At 44.3% G+C, this 15,695-nt stretch carries 11 protein-coding genes and 1 riboswitch; of the genes, 1 reads left to right on the top strand and 10 read right to left on the bottom strand.

The window, feature by feature from the left end; all coding sequences use genetic code 11:
• Positions 1–224: 224 nt before the first annotated feature.
• From ABDZ72_RS03185 to ABDZ72_RS03195, 3 genes are read right to left on the bottom strand one after another with little or no spacing between them, the layout of a single operon-like run.
• A complete protein-coding gene (locus ABDZ72_RS03185) occupies positions 225–2,117 on the bottom strand; it encodes a PTS fructose transporter subunit IIABC (RefSeq protein ID WP_343751099.1) in 1,893 nt (630 codons plus the stop codon).
• Positions 2,118–3,044, bottom strand: coding sequence for a 1-phosphofructokinase (pfkB, locus tag ABDZ72_RS03190; protein ID WP_343751100.1), 927 nt, complete (start codon positions 3,042–3,044; stop codon positions 2,118–2,120). It abuts the gene before it with no gap.
• Positions 3,041–3,793 carry a DeoR/GlpR family DNA-binding transcription regulator gene (locus ABDZ72_RS03195; RefSeq protein WP_343751101.1) on the bottom strand — a complete coding sequence of 251 codons (753 nt, stop codon included), beginning with the start codon at positions 3,791–3,793 and terminating at the stop codon, positions 3,041–3,043. The genes pfkB and ABDZ72_RS03195 overlap by 4 nt, the downstream gene beginning before the upstream one ends.
• A gap of 168 nt (positions 3,794–3,961) precedes the next feature.
• Positions 3,962–4,075: riboswitch (SAM riboswitch) on the top strand.
• A 155-nt stretch (positions 4,076–4,230) separates the two neighbouring features.
• Between ABDZ72_RS03195 and ABDZ72_RS03200 the strand changes: the two genes are divergently transcribed.
• On the top strand, positions 4,231–5,547 hold the full coding sequence (locus ABDZ72_RS03200) for a Na+/H+ antiporter NhaC family protein (RefSeq protein ID WP_343751102.1): 1,317 nt from the start codon (positions 4,231–4,233) through the stop codon (positions 5,545–5,547).
• A 139-nt stretch (positions 5,548–5,686) separates the two neighbouring features.
• Here ABDZ72_RS03200 and ABDZ72_RS03205 read toward each other — a convergent pair whose 3' ends face one another.
• The 7 genes from ABDZ72_RS03205 to ABDZ72_RS03235 all read right to left on the bottom strand — a co-directional run bounded on the left by ABDZ72_RS03205 (position 5,687) and on the right by ABDZ72_RS03235 (position 15,640).
• Positions 5,687–6,379, bottom strand: coding sequence for an OmpA family protein (locus ABDZ72_RS03205; protein WP_343751104.1), 693 nt, complete (start codon positions 6,377–6,379; stop codon positions 5,687–5,689).
• Entirely contained in the window at positions 6,369–8,192 is a 1,824-nt protein-coding gene (locus tag ABDZ72_RS03210; protein WP_343751106.1) for a MotA/TolQ/ExbB proton channel family protein, read from the bottom strand. Before ABDZ72_RS03210 ends, ABDZ72_RS03205 begins: the two co-directional genes overlap by 11 nt.
• A gap of 110 nt (positions 8,193–8,302) precedes the next feature.
• Positions 8,303–9,460 carry an acetylornithine transaminase gene (gene argD / locus ABDZ72_RS03215; RefSeq protein ID WP_343751108.1) on the bottom strand — a complete coding sequence of 386 codons (1,158 nt, stop codon included), beginning with the start codon at positions 9,458–9,460 and terminating at the stop codon, positions 8,303–8,305.
• A gap of 185 nt (positions 9,461–9,645) precedes the next feature.
• The gene (locus ABDZ72_RS03220; RefSeq protein WP_343751109.1) at positions 9,646–10,068 is read right to left on the bottom strand and encodes a YugN family protein; all 423 of its coding nucleotides are present in this window, start codon (positions 10,066–10,068) and stop codon (positions 9,646–9,648) included.
• A 142-nt stretch (positions 10,069–10,210) separates the two neighbouring features.
• Complete coding sequence (locus ABDZ72_RS03225; protein ID WP_343751110.1) at positions 10,211–13,303, bottom strand: AAA family ATPase; 3,093 nt, start codon at positions 13,301–13,303, stop codon at positions 10,211–10,213.
• Positions 13,304–13,330: 27 nt separating this feature from the next.
• Positions 13,331–14,524 carry an exonuclease SbcCD subunit D gene (locus ABDZ72_RS03230; protein WP_343751111.1) on the bottom strand — a complete coding sequence of 398 codons (1,194 nt, stop codon included), beginning with the start codon at positions 14,522–14,524 and terminating at the stop codon, positions 13,331–13,333.
• Between the two features lie 441 nt (positions 14,525–14,965).
• Positions 14,966–15,640 (bottom strand): reverse transcriptase-like protein, encoded by a 675-nt coding sequence (locus ABDZ72_RS03235; RefSeq protein WP_343751112.1) that lies wholly within the window; start codon positions 15,638–15,640, stop codon positions 14,966–14,968.
• Between the last annotated feature and the right edge of the window lie 55 nt (positions 15,641–15,695).

The following is a 15,695-nucleotide window of genomic DNA, read 5'->3' on the forward strand; positions in this document are numbered from 1 at the left end:
GAAGCTTAAACAGATGTCGCGCTTGTGCCTGGTAAGGTGAAAGCGTAGTGTTTTCCGGAGCGGTTACTACATCTTAACTATATTGTTCGTGTTTAAAAGTGATTTATTTAGTTATGTCCCAGCCCCTTAGTGTGCAAGGCATGAGTACCCTTTTTCCGATGAAACCGCATTGCTCGGGCACTCATCAGCGTGGTGACTGCCCTTTTCCCAGTGGAGCAGCACAGCTAGTTTATGCGCTTTTTCAACATGCCTGCCAGCAATGCCGTAACAATGGCACCGATAATAATCGATACCGCATAAAGAAGTACTGTCCCTGCACCGCCTTCGACAAGTCCCATTACGAATATGCCGCCATGCGGTGCGCGCAGTCCAATATCAAACAACATCGTCAACCCACCTGTCACCGCTGCACCTGTAACAGTGGCTGGAATGATACGGACAGGATCCGCCGCAGCAAATGGAATAACCCCCTCGGTAATAAAGCAAGCTCCCAATGCATAAGCGGTTTTGCCAGCTTCCCGTTCCTGTTTTGTAAAACGATTTCTAAACAACGAAGTAGCTAGAGCCAATCCGAGTGGCGGTACCATACCACCGGCCATAGCCGCTGCGATAAACGTATAGTTTCCCGCATCAAGCATGGCAATTCCGAATGTGTATGCTGCTTTATTGAGCGGACCACCCATATCAAATGCCATCATCGCACCAATAATCAATCCGACAAGCAGCTGGTTCGTTCCACCCATGCTTTCCAAAACGTTTGTTAAACCCGTATATATCTGGGTTAATGGTGGATTGATGAGCATCATAATGATTCCTGTCAAAGCAATACTGAAAAGCGGATAGAACAGTACCGGCTTTAATCCTTCCAACGCATCCGGCAGACGGTTGAATGCTTTTTTTACAAACAGTGTCACATAACCGGCCAGAAAACCGGCTATTAATCCGCCCAAAAAGCCTGACCCACCGGAAGCACCCGATGCACCGGAAACCGTGGTTGCGATCAAACCACCGACCATACCCGGTGCAAAGCCAGGCCGTTCAGCGATACTTGAAGCGATAAATCCAGCCAGTACCGGCACCATAAGAAAGAATGCTTTACCGCCACCAATTTCATTCAACATCGCCGCAAACGCGTTATATTCGGGGCTATCGGGATCAGAAGCATTAATTCCCCAGAAAAAGGAAAGGGCAATTAAAATACCACCACCCACCACAAATGGCAGCATGTTGGATACACCATTCATCAGGTGCTTATAAAATCCAGTGCGTTCGTCTTTATCTTCATTTTCGCTTTTGCCGCCCTCATGATGATAGATGGAAACATCGCTTTGTGACGCTTGTTTTAACAGGTCTTTCGCCTCATGGATGGCCTTACCGACGCCTGTTTGAATGACCGGTTTGCCGTCAAAACGCGCCATTTCTACTTGCGTATCGGCTGCAACGATGATGGCATCCGCTTGATCAATATCGTCTTGTGTCAGTTTATTTTTGATGCCGCTTGATCCGTTTGTTTCGATTTTGATCGATAACCCTAAGTCATTAGCTGTCTCTTGTAATTTTTCAGCAGCCATATACGTGTGCGCGATACCCGTTGGACACGCTGTAACGGCGAGCAGCTTAGAAGCGGTGTCCTCGGAACTCTCATCTTCTTCCCCTTCCACTTCCGCCTCTTTGTCATTGATTGCTTGAATAATTTCGTCTGTTGTCGTCGCCGCATACAGTTGATCTCGGAACGATGTATCCATCAAAAACGTTGACAATCGAGAGAGAGCTTCTAAATGGTCGTTATTCGCCCCTTCACTTGCCGCAATCATGAAAAAAAGATGAGCTGGCTGTCCGTCCAGCGAAGCAAAATCAATCCCATCGCCGGAACGTCCAAACGCTATGGCCGGTGTTTTCACTGCAGCTGATTTCGCATGCGGAATGGCGACACTTTCACCGATGCCGGTTGTGCTTTCTTCTTCTCGGGACCAAATATCGTGTTTAAAGGTTTCGGCTTCTGTCAATTTCCCTGCCTCATCCAGCTTTTCAACCAGTTCATTTAACACATCGTCTTTCGTATTAGCGTTTAAATCGAGTATCAGCGTGTCTTTCTTTAAAAGCTCGGTTATTTTCATTTACATCACATCCTTGCTTATCGTGGAAAGTTTTACTGATTGGAACAATTCTTCTGCCTGGTGTCGTTCACATAAATCACTTGAAAAGGCTGTGGCACTGCCGCAAGCGACACCGAATTGAAAAGCCTCCACCATGTTTAATCCTTTTTCATAAGAAGCCAAAAACCCGGCAACTACCGAATCACCCGCACCAACTGTGTTCTCAACATGGCCATCAGGAGCCGATGCTGCTAGGGCGATGTCGCTGTTGACAAAGAGAGCACCTGTCCCACCCATCGACACAATCACATTACTCACACCTTGTTCCACTAATTGCTGCGAGCACGAATGTGCGTCATGCCAATTATGAATCGTGGTATCAAACAGTTCGCCTAATTCTTCCTGATTCGGTTTCATTAAAAATGGCTGCTGTTTAGCAAGCTTTTTTAACCTTGGACCGGACGTATCCACAACAAGATGCACGTGTCGTGTCCGGCATAACTCACCGACTTTTTCCAAAAATGTATCCCGAATACTGTCAGGTATCCGACCGGCAAGCACGACCGTATCCCCCTGCTGTAATGCCTGCAGTCTGGAAAATAATTGCGCCTGAAGGTTTTCTCCGAGAACAGGACCTGGACCATTTATTTCCGTTTCCTCATCGGCTTTTATTTTTACATTAATCCTCGTCGTCGTGCCAGTACGAACAAATTCGGTAAAAATGCCTTCGTTCTGTAAAAATGTCTCTATATAATCGCCGGTAAATCCACCGACAAATCCCAGTGCTGCCGTATTCGTACCCAGTCTTTTTAACACACGGGATACATTGATACCCTTTCCTCCGGGATAGTACGCAACCTGTTCGGTACGGTTTAAGTCGCCGGTTTGAAAGGTCTGCACATAGGTCGTATAATCAATCGATGGTGTCATGGTACACGTATATATCATGGCGACACGCTCCTAACGTCAGTATGATCTTTTAAAGAGTTAAGCATGTGCTCGTCTGTCAACGTCGTGATCAAACAAGCGGCATCTAATTCAGCAACGCCGGCAAATGTCACACTTTGATATTTACTGTCGTCAGCTAGTACGTATTTGCTTCGAGCCAAATTCAATGCTGAACGTTTAACAACTGCTTCCTCGGGATCCGGCGTTGTATACCCATACACTGTATCAAACCCGTTCACTCCGATAAAACAAGCATCAAACCGGTAATTTTCCAGCATTTCCATGGTTTGTGTGCCAATCAAAGCACTTGTTTTTGACTTCATATAGCCACCGGTCATGTAGGTGGCTATCCCATTTTCCGCGAGCGAATCAATATGTGTGAGGCCATTGGTGACGACGGTTACCTGTTTTCCCTTTAAAAAAGGGATCATCTGCATTGTCGTTGTACCGGCATCCAAAAAAATACAGTCGCCTTCCTCAACAAGTGATGCTGCGTGTTTGGCAATCGCTGTTTTTTCTTGATGGTTTTTGGTTGCCTTTTCACCAATGCTTGATTCACTATTTATCTGTTCATGAATGGTCGCACCGCCATGAATGCGTCGCAGCTTATGCTGGTTTTCCAATTCAGTTAAGTCCCGGCGAACAGTTGATTCCGATGCTCCCGTTATCGCGGAAACATCCTGAATAGTAACGGTTTGTTTTTGATTAATTAAATCAATGATTTTTTGATGACGGTCACTTGTAAGCATACGCCACCTCCCCATCATCATCTTTCACGGTCATTATATCGAAAACGATTACAAAAATCAATCAAAAGTATTCAAAATCAATCAACAACATTCATATATCTCTAATAGAACGCGTTGACACATCTGTACTTGTCTATTATACTTTTTATCTACCAACAAATTTCATATATCTTATCCAGAGTGGCTGAGGGATCTGGCCCAGTGAAGCCCGGCAACCTGCTTAATTCATGGCAAGGTGCCAATTCCAGCAATTCGCGTTTCAGGCGTTTTGGCAGATAAGGTGTTCGGACTGACGCCTTCCAAAACGGAGGGCTTTTTTATTTTTCATTAAAAACGTCGGCGCAGATATCCTTTTCGAAATGACATCATTGATCATTCGACGATCTTGATCAAAAAGCCTGAATACACTTGATACAATCATGAATGGGGGTAACGACATGAATTCTTTAGATTTGAACAAGGGACGCGCATCGGCGTTAATACCATTTATCATTTTTCTATTTTTATTTATCGGTTCCGGTGTGGCTAGTGGGGATTTTTATAAGTTGCCGGTACTGGTCGCGGTCTTTATCGCTGTATTGGCTGCGTTATTTATGAACCGAAACATAGCCTTTAACGATAAACTGGATTCCCTGACCAAAGGAGCGGGGCATCCCAATATTATGCTCATGGTCATTATTTATCTCTTGGCCGGTTCGTTCTCCGCCGTTGCTGAAGGGGTTGGTGCGGTCGACTCCACCGTCAATTTGGGGCTGACAATCCTGCCAGGAAATCTACTCATTGTTGGCTTATTCGTCATCGGCTGTTTCATATCCATTTCGATGGGTACGTCGGTCGGTACGGCTGTTGCGCTTGCGCCCATTGGTGTCGGACTGGCTGAGCAAACAGACATGAGCATCTCGCTTATTTTAGGTGCTATCATCAGTGGCGCGATGTTTGGCGATAATTTATCCATCATATCAGATACAACCATCGCTGCTGTCAAAACACAGGCTGTCAAGATGAGCGATAAATTCAGAGTGAATATTTTCATAGCTCTTCCCGCTGCTATCGTGACAGCTGTTATTTTCATTGCTCTAACATGGAATACCGGTGGATCGATCAGTGGCGACCACCCATTTGATCTGATCAAGGTGGTGCCTTATTTAGCTGTCCTTATTTTTGCTGTTGCTGGTGTCAATGTTCTTTATGTTTTAATCGGCGGGATTATTCTTGCGGGGTTGGTTGGTTTTATTTATGGAACTTTCGACGTGATGGGTCTAATGACGTTGCTTGGCGATGGTATGGCCGGCATGCAGGAGTTGGCTCTGTTAGCCATTTTACTTGGCGGGTTGGTTGAACTTATCCGCGTGAATGGCGGCATTGACTTTCTGTTATACACGATCAGCAATCGAATTAACTCCAGAAAAGGAGCTGAAGCTGGTATCGCCGGTCTAGTCAGTGTTTTTGATTTGTCTACAGCTAACAATACCATCGCTATTATCAGTGTCGGGTCTTTGGCCAAACAAATTGCTGAACGATTTGGTGTTGACCCACGTCGCACAGCAAGCGTTTTGGATATTTTCGGAAGTGCCTTTCAGGGGATTTTACCTTATGGTGCTCAATTACTGGCAGTTGCCGGCGTTGCGTCCATCTCCCCCGTTTCCATTATGCCATACTGCATTTACCCGGTCTTACTGGGGATCGCCGGCATGATTGCCATAGCAACAGGATTCCCGCGGTTCTCAGTGCAGGGGACCAACTCTCATCAATAATGGACGAAACAAATCACCCTGGCAGCAGGGTGATTTGTTATTCATTTGGCAATGGTTGGGTTGGATTAGTTTACATTTTTAACCAAACGCAGGATACCTTCTGTGAAATCGTTGTGACAATAATGAACGATTCTTCCATTTATTCCTTTAAAATCTCTCGCGTTTTCTCGAGAATCTCCTCATCTTTCAGCCGGAATTTAAATTCCACTCTTCGGGAGGCCTTCGCACTATAATCACCTTCATCATCCGTCCGGAAGTCGGTGTAGGACTTGCCGTTGACGGTTAATTTATCCTTTAGATGCTCTTGAATATTTTGATAGGGAAAATCATCACTAAGAATATATTCCGCCACACTGTACGCCCTGTCCTGCGAGAGCTCCATATTATATAAATAGCCGCCGTCACGATCAGTATGGCCTTCTATAATAATTTCAGCAACATACTTTTCATAGCCGCTCTGCAATAAAATATCCAAATACTTCGGGACGAATTCATCTAAAAACTGAAAAGAATCCGGCTTCAGTTCCGATTTATTATAAGGAAATAATATTTCCGTATCAAAAATAATCGCACCTGTCTCCTTATCCACTTCAATTCCCATAGATGAATCACTGAATTCCGCCTGCAGTTCATTGACTAGCTCGGAACGCACCCCCATGAGTTGATCGATTGTCTTTTTCATCTCTTCAATCTGCAAGGATTTAATAATCATCATTGCAATAAAAATCAGGATAAAACATAACAAAATAATGGTCAGCAGATCGGTGAACGATGGCCAGAAGTGGTCTTCTTCCTGCTCCTTTTTGAACAACCGCCCATATTTAGTCGTCATCGCGGTTCAACCTTTCATCGTTCATACGGTCTTGTCGGTCCATACGATCAAGCTGCCGATTCAATTCTTCTATCTCCCCTCTAAGGTCCTTCAATGTTTTTTGGATGTAACGGCTATTGTTTTGTTGGACTTCCTCAGACAGACGCCGTATTTCCTGAAATTCCTTCTTAAGACCATCGTTTGTCATTTCCACCGAATCATTAATGTTGCGCGATACCGTATCCAATTTATCCCCGAGTTTGCCTTCCAGATTAGCCACATAATCGGACAGCGTATTTTTTAAAACATCCACACTTGCTTCGACTTGATTTTCACGCTGTTGAAATGATTGGTTCAACTGGGATATTGTCTTGTTAATCTCCTGGATCAGCTGATTATTTTGTGCGGCAAGCTTTTCATGTGTTTGTGACGCTTCTCGCATTTGTTTTTCAAAGGCATGCGATTCCTCGGAATGAGCCTTCAAATGGTTGTTGAACGTTCGGTTAAACTCTTTCAAATCGTCAAATCGATCCGACAACAGATGCTTATACTCCGCCTGAGTCTGATTGATCACTTCCAGAGCCTCAGGCAATTGACTGATCGATCCACCCATCCTATCGAAATCCTTGGATAAATCACCGACAGCAGTGATGATTCCGGAAAGTTTCGCGCTTAGATCCGATCCAAACACTTGCTTGAATTCTTTGTTATGTGCATCCATTTTTTCCGCGAGATCATTCGTTTTTTTCGTTATGTTTTCAAAGGACGTGTGTATGGATCGTTGCTCTTCCATAATGGATGACGTAAACGATCTCAGCTCTCCGACGGATTCCTCGAAACGATTCAAGGTCGCCGTTTGCGCTTCCGACACGTCTTTCACCCGCTCGTACGTATTCTCTAACGCTTTGTTCATACGCTCATATTGATGATCCATCTTTTTAAAATAGGAAAACAATGCGTCAAAATTATTATTCAGCTTTGTAGTGGACTCGCCAAATCCATCCGTCACGTCTTTCATATGCTGGAAAAGTTCCTGAAACCTCTCTAGGTTGCTGGAAAGTCCGTCATTAAATGCCGCCAAGTCTTTCGCCGATTGCTGAAGTCCGCTTGTATAGTCCTGAAATCCGGCGAATGCCTGTTCAATCCCTGTCAGTGACTGCTGATTCGTCTCCTGCAGATGTTGGATGGATTGATGAATGGTTTCGGACACACCAATAAGCCGGGTCATCCCATCCTGTTCACTGGCTTCCAATCTGGATTCGACTTTTAACATAATATCAGTCAGCATGTGTTCTGTATTTAACACTTTAATAAGAACAGTCATGAAAAGGGATAGCCCCATCCCGGCAATACTCGTATAAAATGCCACATCGATCCCTGACAGAACGGAAGCAATATTCTCCACTAATTGACTGCCCGCACCGTTGATACTCCCCAGCGCAATGGTCAGACCGATAAACGTACCTAACACACCAATCAATATAAAAACAGAAACGGTCATCTGGACCATTTTAATGAGATTAACAACCGGTACGTTAAACACACGCCAGCCGGAAAATTTCTTCTGCACAAATGTCTCCGGATTCACCGGTTCTTCCTGGCGAATACGGTTATACTCTGCTTGGAAGGTGCTCAGCGGTTCCATGTCCAAACGATTGGTTGTATCAATGTCATTTCGTAATTTTTTCAATCGCATAAACAAACTGAGATGAACCAAAACGGCGACGAAAAAGGACGTCAATAAAATCATGAAGATCAGTTCCGTCGTCGAATTCGATAAAATGTCTTTCGCGGTTTTCTCACTGGTGAACAGTTCCAAAAACAATTGCAGCATACCGTCTCCCCCTGCTGGTCGCTCTTTCTTCATAGCTATTCAGAGGGTGGACAAATCATGTATAACAAAAGCTCCTGACTTCCAGAAAGCCAGGAGCTTTTGTTAACTTTTTATGACTGATTGACCGCTTCAGAACTCAGTACTTGTTCTATCATATGGACCGCCGTATCTATTTCTTTATAACTCACAATCAATGGCGGCAACAACCGAATAACGTTCGGACCGGCACTTAAAACGAGCAAACCTTCTTCCATCAGCGAACCAACCATTCCTGATACATCCTGATGGCATTCAATTCCAATCATCAACCCTTTGCCGCGAACGGACGAAACAACCGGCAGTTTTCCGATGGATTCCGCCAGTTGATTGAGAAAATACGTCCCTTTTTCCGCGACTGTTTGTAAAAACTCATCCTGAAAAACATGGTTTAAAACAGCATTTGCTGCCGCCATGGCAAGCGGATTACCACCAAACGTTGCTGCGTGGCTGCCGGGACCAAATACATTTTTCAGCGATTGCCCAGCAATCATAGCACCCACCGGAATACCATTGCCAAGTGCTTTGGCGGATGTAATAATGTCCGGGGAAATCCCGTAATGCTGATGAGCAAAAGCTTTGCCAGTTCGACCAATGCCTGTCTGCACTTCATCAATTATCAACAATACGTTATGTTCACGGCAAATGCGTTCGACTTCCTTCACAAATTCACCATCAGCGACGTTAAGGCCGCCTTCGCCCTGGATCACTTCCATCATAACGGCAGCAGTCTCATGATCCACGGCTTCTTTTACTGCATCGATATCATTAAACGGGACGTAATGGAACCCTTCAGGCATCGGACCAAAACCGGTATGGATTTTTTCCTGCCCCGTTGCCGCCATAGCACCATAAGTTCGCCCGTGAAACGACTTCTCAAATGAAATGATTTTATGATTTCCAGTCGCTTTACGGGCAAGTTTAATTGCCGATTCATTCGCCTCTGTGCCACTATTGCAGAAAAACACCTGATCACCTGAACTATGGCGTGTCAGCTTATTTGCCACACTTTCCTGTATGGGGTTGTGATATAGATTTGATACATGCCAATATTGGTTCAATTGATTCTCTAAAGCCTCTTGAACATCCGGATGGCGATGACCGAGACCACAGACCCCAATGCCCGCACCAAAATCTATGTACGTTTTCCCGTTAGTGTCTTCCACAGTCATGCCAGACGTGCGTTTCACCGATAAATCAAACCGTTTATACGTTGGAAAAAGTGTCGTCAACTACTGCAACCTCCCCTGAATGCTTTACGATTTTGTATGAACATCCGTATGAATAATCGTTATACATTTTGCCATTTTATCCTATTATAAAATGCATGATCATAATGTCAAGCGCCTATTTATCAGGCATGATCGGGGAGGTTCATACGCGACGACCCGATACATTGATGAAGATCGAGTCACATTTATGATATTTGCGATTGAAGCGACTCCATCACCTCTTGCACTTCTTCTTCGCCTGCTGCTTCCCACCTGCTTTTATCGCTAATATTCCCATCCTTATCAACAGGTTTTTGAAACTGATTAAATCCGGTGGTGGACAAAAGCGAGTTTTCATCCCAGTCAAGGCCGGTATTCACGACATGTTTGATGACATATGGTGTACGAAATTGCAGGTAGGCATCCGATTTGTCCAGTTCTCCTTCCAATACACTGAAAGGGACACGGACATAAATCGTCTCACCGTCTTCCCGGCATAAAACCATATCAAACTTGCCACGGTCATATTCCCAGTTCCCACATAATGTATAGCCATTGGATCGGAATATTTTAAAAACGTCGCCGAAATAAGCTTTTCTTCCTTCAAGTTCTGTTTCCAACTTTAACATTCCGTTGTCACTCCCTGTTTTTAGATGTCTCACACATTAGTTTTCACCAAAACAGGAATAACATACGCCAATTTTTAACATAAGTTAACAACTTTGGAATAATAGCTGTTGTGACAATCGTGGTACTTGCCCTCACCTTCATTTACGTTACTGTAAATTCTGTTCTACTGTAACCTTCTTTTGTTTTCACAACGTCCAATCGTGCCGGAAACCATGTCTTCAAATCCTGTACATGGGAAATGACACCAATCATGCGGCCGGATTTTTGCAAGTCGATTAATGTCTCGATTGCTTTGTTTAGCGATTCTTCATCCAGTGACCCGAATCCTTCATCAATAAACATTGTATCAATCCGGATATTGCCCTGAAAGCTCTGAATCACATCGGACATGCCTAACGCAAGGCACAGAGACGCATTGAATTTTTCTCCACCGGAAAGGGTTTTGACATCTCTCGTCTGACCGGTATATGCGTCATGAACATCAAGGGCCAAGCCACTCTGTTTGCCGTGTGATTCCTGCCGGTCGCTTCGCATCAAATAAAATTGGCCATTGGACAAATCTTTCAATCGTGCATTGGCTGCTTCGATAATCCGTTCAAGGTATTCCATTTGCAAATAACGCTCAAAGGAAATCTTTTGATCATTCTGTCCCCGGAGCATATCATGCAAATCAGCTATTCGTTCGAGGTCTTTTTCACTTGCGGCAAGTTTTTCTTGCGTTTCTAAAATATTCATTCGTAAATCGGCTGCATCTTGTGCATATTGCTTGGACCGATTCAATTGTTTCAATGCGGCTTCGTAAGCTTGCTTCCATTGATCAAGCTCCGTTTGTATCACGGTCAAATCTGTCTTTGTATAGTCTTTCAATTGTTCATGCAATTCGGCAACCGCTTGCTCAAGAGCAGCACGTTTTTCATTAAATTGCTGGATGTCTTTTTTCTGCCTATCCCGCTCAGATGCGGTCATTTTCGCTTGTTGATACACTTCTTCGGAATCAAAATGCGCATTTCCAAGCGCTTCTTGAAACAACGCCTCTGCTTTTTTCCGTTTTTCGTTGGCATCCTCCAGTTGTTTTTGCATGTTTGTCAGGTTAGCTGTTGCCTTCGTCTGTTCATTTTGAGCCTCTTGAAATTGTTTCTGTGCCTGTTCCCATGCTTGTTCAAGCTGTGCTTTATAGTCGGACGTTTCTTTAATGTGCCGTTCCAATTCAGACAGGACACGCACTTCTTCCGGAATCTTGCTTATGCGTTCATTATAGACGGCCTTGACTTTTTCATAGGTTGCTTGGTTGTCGTGATAGGTTTTGTCCAGTTTTTCTTTATCTGTTTCCAGTTGTTTAATGTCTTCAGCCGCTTTCGCTTGCGTTTCTTTCGCTTTGGCCAGTTTTTCCCGTTTCTTTTTCAATGTGTCCACTTCATCATTTAACTGTTTTCCCTTTTCTGATAAGTCATCCTTCAAGGCTTTCGCATCGGCGGTTTGTATTTGAAGTTCGTGAAGCTCAGCTTGTACCTCTTCCAGTTGTGATGCATTTGACTTTTGATTCGCCACCGCATCCCTGTAAAGGCGATCGTTTTCATCCATGGTTTTTTTCATAGCATCCAGTTGTTCTTTAGTCACACCACTCGTATCATTGATTGCCATATCCGGATGGTCTTTACTACCACAAACCGGACAAGGACACCCATCATCCAAATGGGCTGCCAAAACACTTGCTTGATCATTCATCCAACGTTGTTCGGCCTTTTCGTACAATCGTTTTTTATCATGAAAAGCCTGTTCCTTTGTACGGAGATCCTGCTGGAGACGACTTTGCTTTTCCTGCAGATCCAGATACCTCATCAGCACTTTAACCTGCTCGCGCATGTGGTTCAAAGTTTCTTGCTTTTCAGGCAACTGACTGACAGACTCATCCATCTTAGTAATATTTTGATGCAAGGAATCCGCTTCTTCTCGCTTTTCTTGCAATGCTTTTTTCTGTTTTTCCAGGTCTGCTGCTGTTTCTGTGGTCTGTTTTTGCAGTTGCTCCATTTCTTGTTTTCGTTCATCGATAGCTTGAACATCTGGAAGAAATCCCTGCAATTGGTCGAGTTTCTTGCTGGTTTCTTCACGTTTCTGTTGGTTCTGTTCTTCCTGTTGAAAAACCGATCGGGCATGATCCAACTTCGTATTCGCCTGTTTGTTTGCCGCTACAGCATGGCGATAGGCCTTCTCTTTTTCTTGTTCCTCACGGCGCTGGTCTTCGGTCTGTTTTTCATAAGGTTCTATTCCAGCGGCACGTTCAGCCGCTTCCAGTTGCTCCTTTTTTTCCGTATACGCCGGAACTTGTTCATGAAGTCCCCGCAGCTGCTTTTGCTTCTGCTCAAGTTCCTGGAAACGATTATTCACTGCTTTAGCTTGGTGGAATTCCGTCTGTTTTTCAGCGTGTTTATGATAAGCTTTTTCGTATTGTTGCTGATCCGTTGTCACTTGGTCCTGATAAAACTGTCTTTCCTTATCAAGACCGTCCATAACCTGATTCGCATTATAGTAATCTTGCGCCAATACATAAAACAGTGTTGACTCCTCCCGCTCTGGCAATGTTGCGGGTATTGTTTGAATATAATGGTCGTGCATTTGTTTCTCTTGTGTGACCTGCTCATGGATATGATCCTTTTTTCGCTTTAACAGATCATTTAAATACTTGTACGGCTCCGTCTTGAAAATCCGACGTAAAATCGCTTCTTTATTTTCCGTTTCCGAAGTCAATAATTTCCGAAATTCGCCTTGTGGAAGCATGACAATCTGTTTGAACTGATCCTGAGTCAGGCCAAGCAAAGCTTCGATCTGTCTATTAATCTCAGAAACCACTTGTCGATCAACACATGGAACTTCCTTGTCGGCCATTTGTTCATAAAACTCATAACGCTCACCGGTTTTCGTCTTGTTACCTTGTTTGACGTGACCCAGCTGACGAAGAATACGGTAAGTACGTCCTTTCAGGTCAAACATCAATTCGACGGACGTATGTGTGTCGTCGTCTGCAAAATCACTGCGCAACATCCGGTGATCTTCCCGGTCAGACCCACTGGCACTGCCGTACAAAGCAAAACATATCCCATCAAATATCGTCGTTTTGCCTGCACCTGTATTACCGGATATGACAAACAGGTTGCATGCATCAAGTTCGGCAAAGTCAATCGTTTCTGTCCGTTTATACGGTCCGAATGCGGTCAATGTCAATTTACGTGGTTTCAATGAACGCTTCCTCCTTTCTTCCAGCCCTTATGGTGATACAAATGTCTTCTGTTTCTCGGAGGTATCCGATTTCTCTTCTTCTTTCAACATTGTTTCCAGAACATCCCGGAAAATAGCTTCCGTTTCCTCCGTAGCTTCGGACCCCTTCACTTCCTTGTAGAACGATTTAAATAGGTCAAGGTCACTCATATTGGTGCGGTCCTTTTTTGTCTCACTGTTGTCTGCACGGGGACCGGTAATAACATGTTTTCGCTCTACATGCATGGCGTTCGGATAAACGGAGCGAATCCGCTCCATTGGTGATAACACGGGCCCCGCATCGAGCAAATGAACAAAAACATAATCATCACTGACCGGATGCCTTAAGAGGTTCTCCATCGTCGCCTCCACTGTCCGTATATCTCTTGCCGGTATTAGCGTGCGCCTTTCGACGGACACGTTTCCATCGGCATCCATGTCCACGATATGGAAGCCTTTATGATGATGTTCTTCCGATATAGAATATTTCATAATTGAACCGGAATATCGAATGGTTTCATTTTCGACATAGTGTGTCTGATGCAGATGTCCCAATGCTGTATAATGGAAACGATTGAAATATTGAGCGTTGACGTATTCCGCACCTCCGATTGAAAGCGGGCGCTCTGAATCACTTGTATTCTGTTTTTCTTCCCCAGATGGTGTTACAAAAGCATGTCCAACATAAACATGCCGGCTGTTTGGATCCATTTGTCTGTGAATCGTTTCTATAATTCTTTCAGCAGCGTCATTGTGCGTTCGGATGTTTTCATCGCCCAATTCATTGCGAATGACACTCGGATCGCCATACGGGACAAGATGAAAATGGACCGGTCCGTGTTCGTCATAAAGGACAACCGGCTGCCTATTTTTCTTGAAATGGCCGGCAACATGGAACCCATTTTCCTTCATGATACTGCTCCCGAAATTCAGACGGCCCGGGCTGTCGTGATTCCCCGCTATGGCAAGGACAGGCGTTTTCAGATCAAGCACGATTCGATCCAGCGCTTCATCAAGCAAGTGCACGGCTTCCGTGGGCGGCACTGCTCGATCATACAGATCCCCTGCAATAATAATGGCATCCGGTTTTTCCTGTTCAACCGCCTGGATAAATTGTTCCAGCACGTACCTCTGATCCTCAGTCATGTATACGCCCTGCACTAGCTTGCCCAAATGCCAGTCCGCTGTATGGAATAGTTTCATAGCGAATGCTCCTTTCCCGTTACATAAATTATCTCTATCATCATTATAATATATTTGACGTTTAAACGTTGATCATTTAATAAAACCACGTTTCAGCAGCTATCAGTCTGTTGTAGAGAGGACTGGATAAGGAATGTATTCATATAATCGTCGAAGAGCATAACTCTGGTGCCATATATGAGAGGAAGAATGCTTGTCCATAGATCGCCTAGCGTAAGTACAGATATTGCAATAAGATGCAGGCCTTTTACCATGAAACAATAATTATACGCGGATAAAAAAGTGCTGATGCCCATGACAGAAACAGTCCGTATGCCGCGACCCGGTGTGATTGCCTTGGCTGAAGACGATTGCATACCGGAATGAAGGCGTATTACGTTTACCCGAAATTTACAATCTGTATGGTGTCATCAGCAAATTAGCCTGGCAAGTCAGGAACCACTACGAACCCGATGATTGGTTGGGGATTTCCTTCGTGCTTGTAACCTCGGTGCCTTCAAGCGCTTGGGATGCCAGATGGTCCGCTTCTTTATTCTTTTTTCGGGATACAAGGTTAAATTCCGGAGTAATTCCCATACGACTGATTAAATCATCAATTCGGTCAGCCCATTTAGATAACTCCGATTTATAACAGGCCCATTCCCCTTTTAATTGTTGAATGACAACGAGCGAATCACCCGTAATCGTAACCGGTAAATGATGGACATCCATATATTCCAATTCCTGAAGGGCGAGATGGCATGCTGCATATTCTGCCTCATTATTGGATGCTAACTCGTCCACATGAGCATTTTTACGGAGTCGGTACGATTTTTCATTTTGTTTATAATAAATTGCACATCCCAGTCCGGATGTTTGTGTCTTCCAATCAAAACTACCATCGAAGGTAACGGTGATTTGATGCGGCTCTGTCTCAATTTCCTCCAATTGCTTGGATAGTTCTTTCACATTCCATCTATTTTCAAAATCATCCATGAACTGGATCGTGCTGATTCGTCCCGTTTTCCTCAGATCTTCTGCCAGTAACAATGCCTTTTCAGCACGCATCTCTTCCGATGTAAATTCTGTTTGATTCCCTTTGGGGGTCTGATATGTTATTTCGATTCGCACATTCACACTATAACCGCCCTTATGTATTTTCGGGAAGGGAGGGGATAATCCATCCCTTCCT

Source organism: Lentibacillus halophilus, assembly GCF_039522485.1.
Classification (GTDB): domain Bacteria; phylum Bacillota; class Bacilli; order Bacillales; family Amphibacillaceae; genus Lentibacillus; species Lentibacillus halophilus.

Coding starts and splice junctions, on each gene's coding strand:
- ABDZ72_RS03185 (WP_343751099.1), bottom strand. CDS start 2,117: ATGAAAATAACCGAGCTTTTAAAGAAAGACACGCTGATACTCGATTTA.
- pfkB (WP_343751100.1), bottom strand. CDS start 3,044: ATGATATATACGTGTACCATGACACCATCGATTGATTATACGACCTAT.
- ABDZ72_RS03195 (WP_343751101.1), bottom strand. CDS start 3,793: ATGCTTACAAGTGACCGTCATCAAAAAATCATTGATTTAATTAATCAA.
- ABDZ72_RS03200 (WP_343751102.1), top strand. CDS start 4,231: ATGAATTCTTTAGATTTGAACAAGGGACGCGCATCGGCGTTAATACCA.
- ABDZ72_RS03205 (WP_343751104.1), bottom strand. CDS start 6,379: ATGACGACTAAATATGGGCGGTTGTTCAAAAAGGAGCAGGAAGAAGAC.
- ABDZ72_RS03210 (WP_343751106.1), bottom strand. CDS start 8,192: ATGCTGCAATTGTTTTTGGAACTGTTCACCAGTGAGAAAACCGCGAAA.
- ABDZ72_RS03220 (WP_343751109.1), bottom strand. CDS start 10,068: ATGTTAAAGTTGGAAACAGAACTTGAAGGAAGAAAAGCTTATTTCGGC.
- ABDZ72_RS03230 (WP_343751111.1), bottom strand. CDS start 14,524: ATGAAACTATTCCATACAGCGGACTGGCATTTGGGCAAGCTAGTGCAG.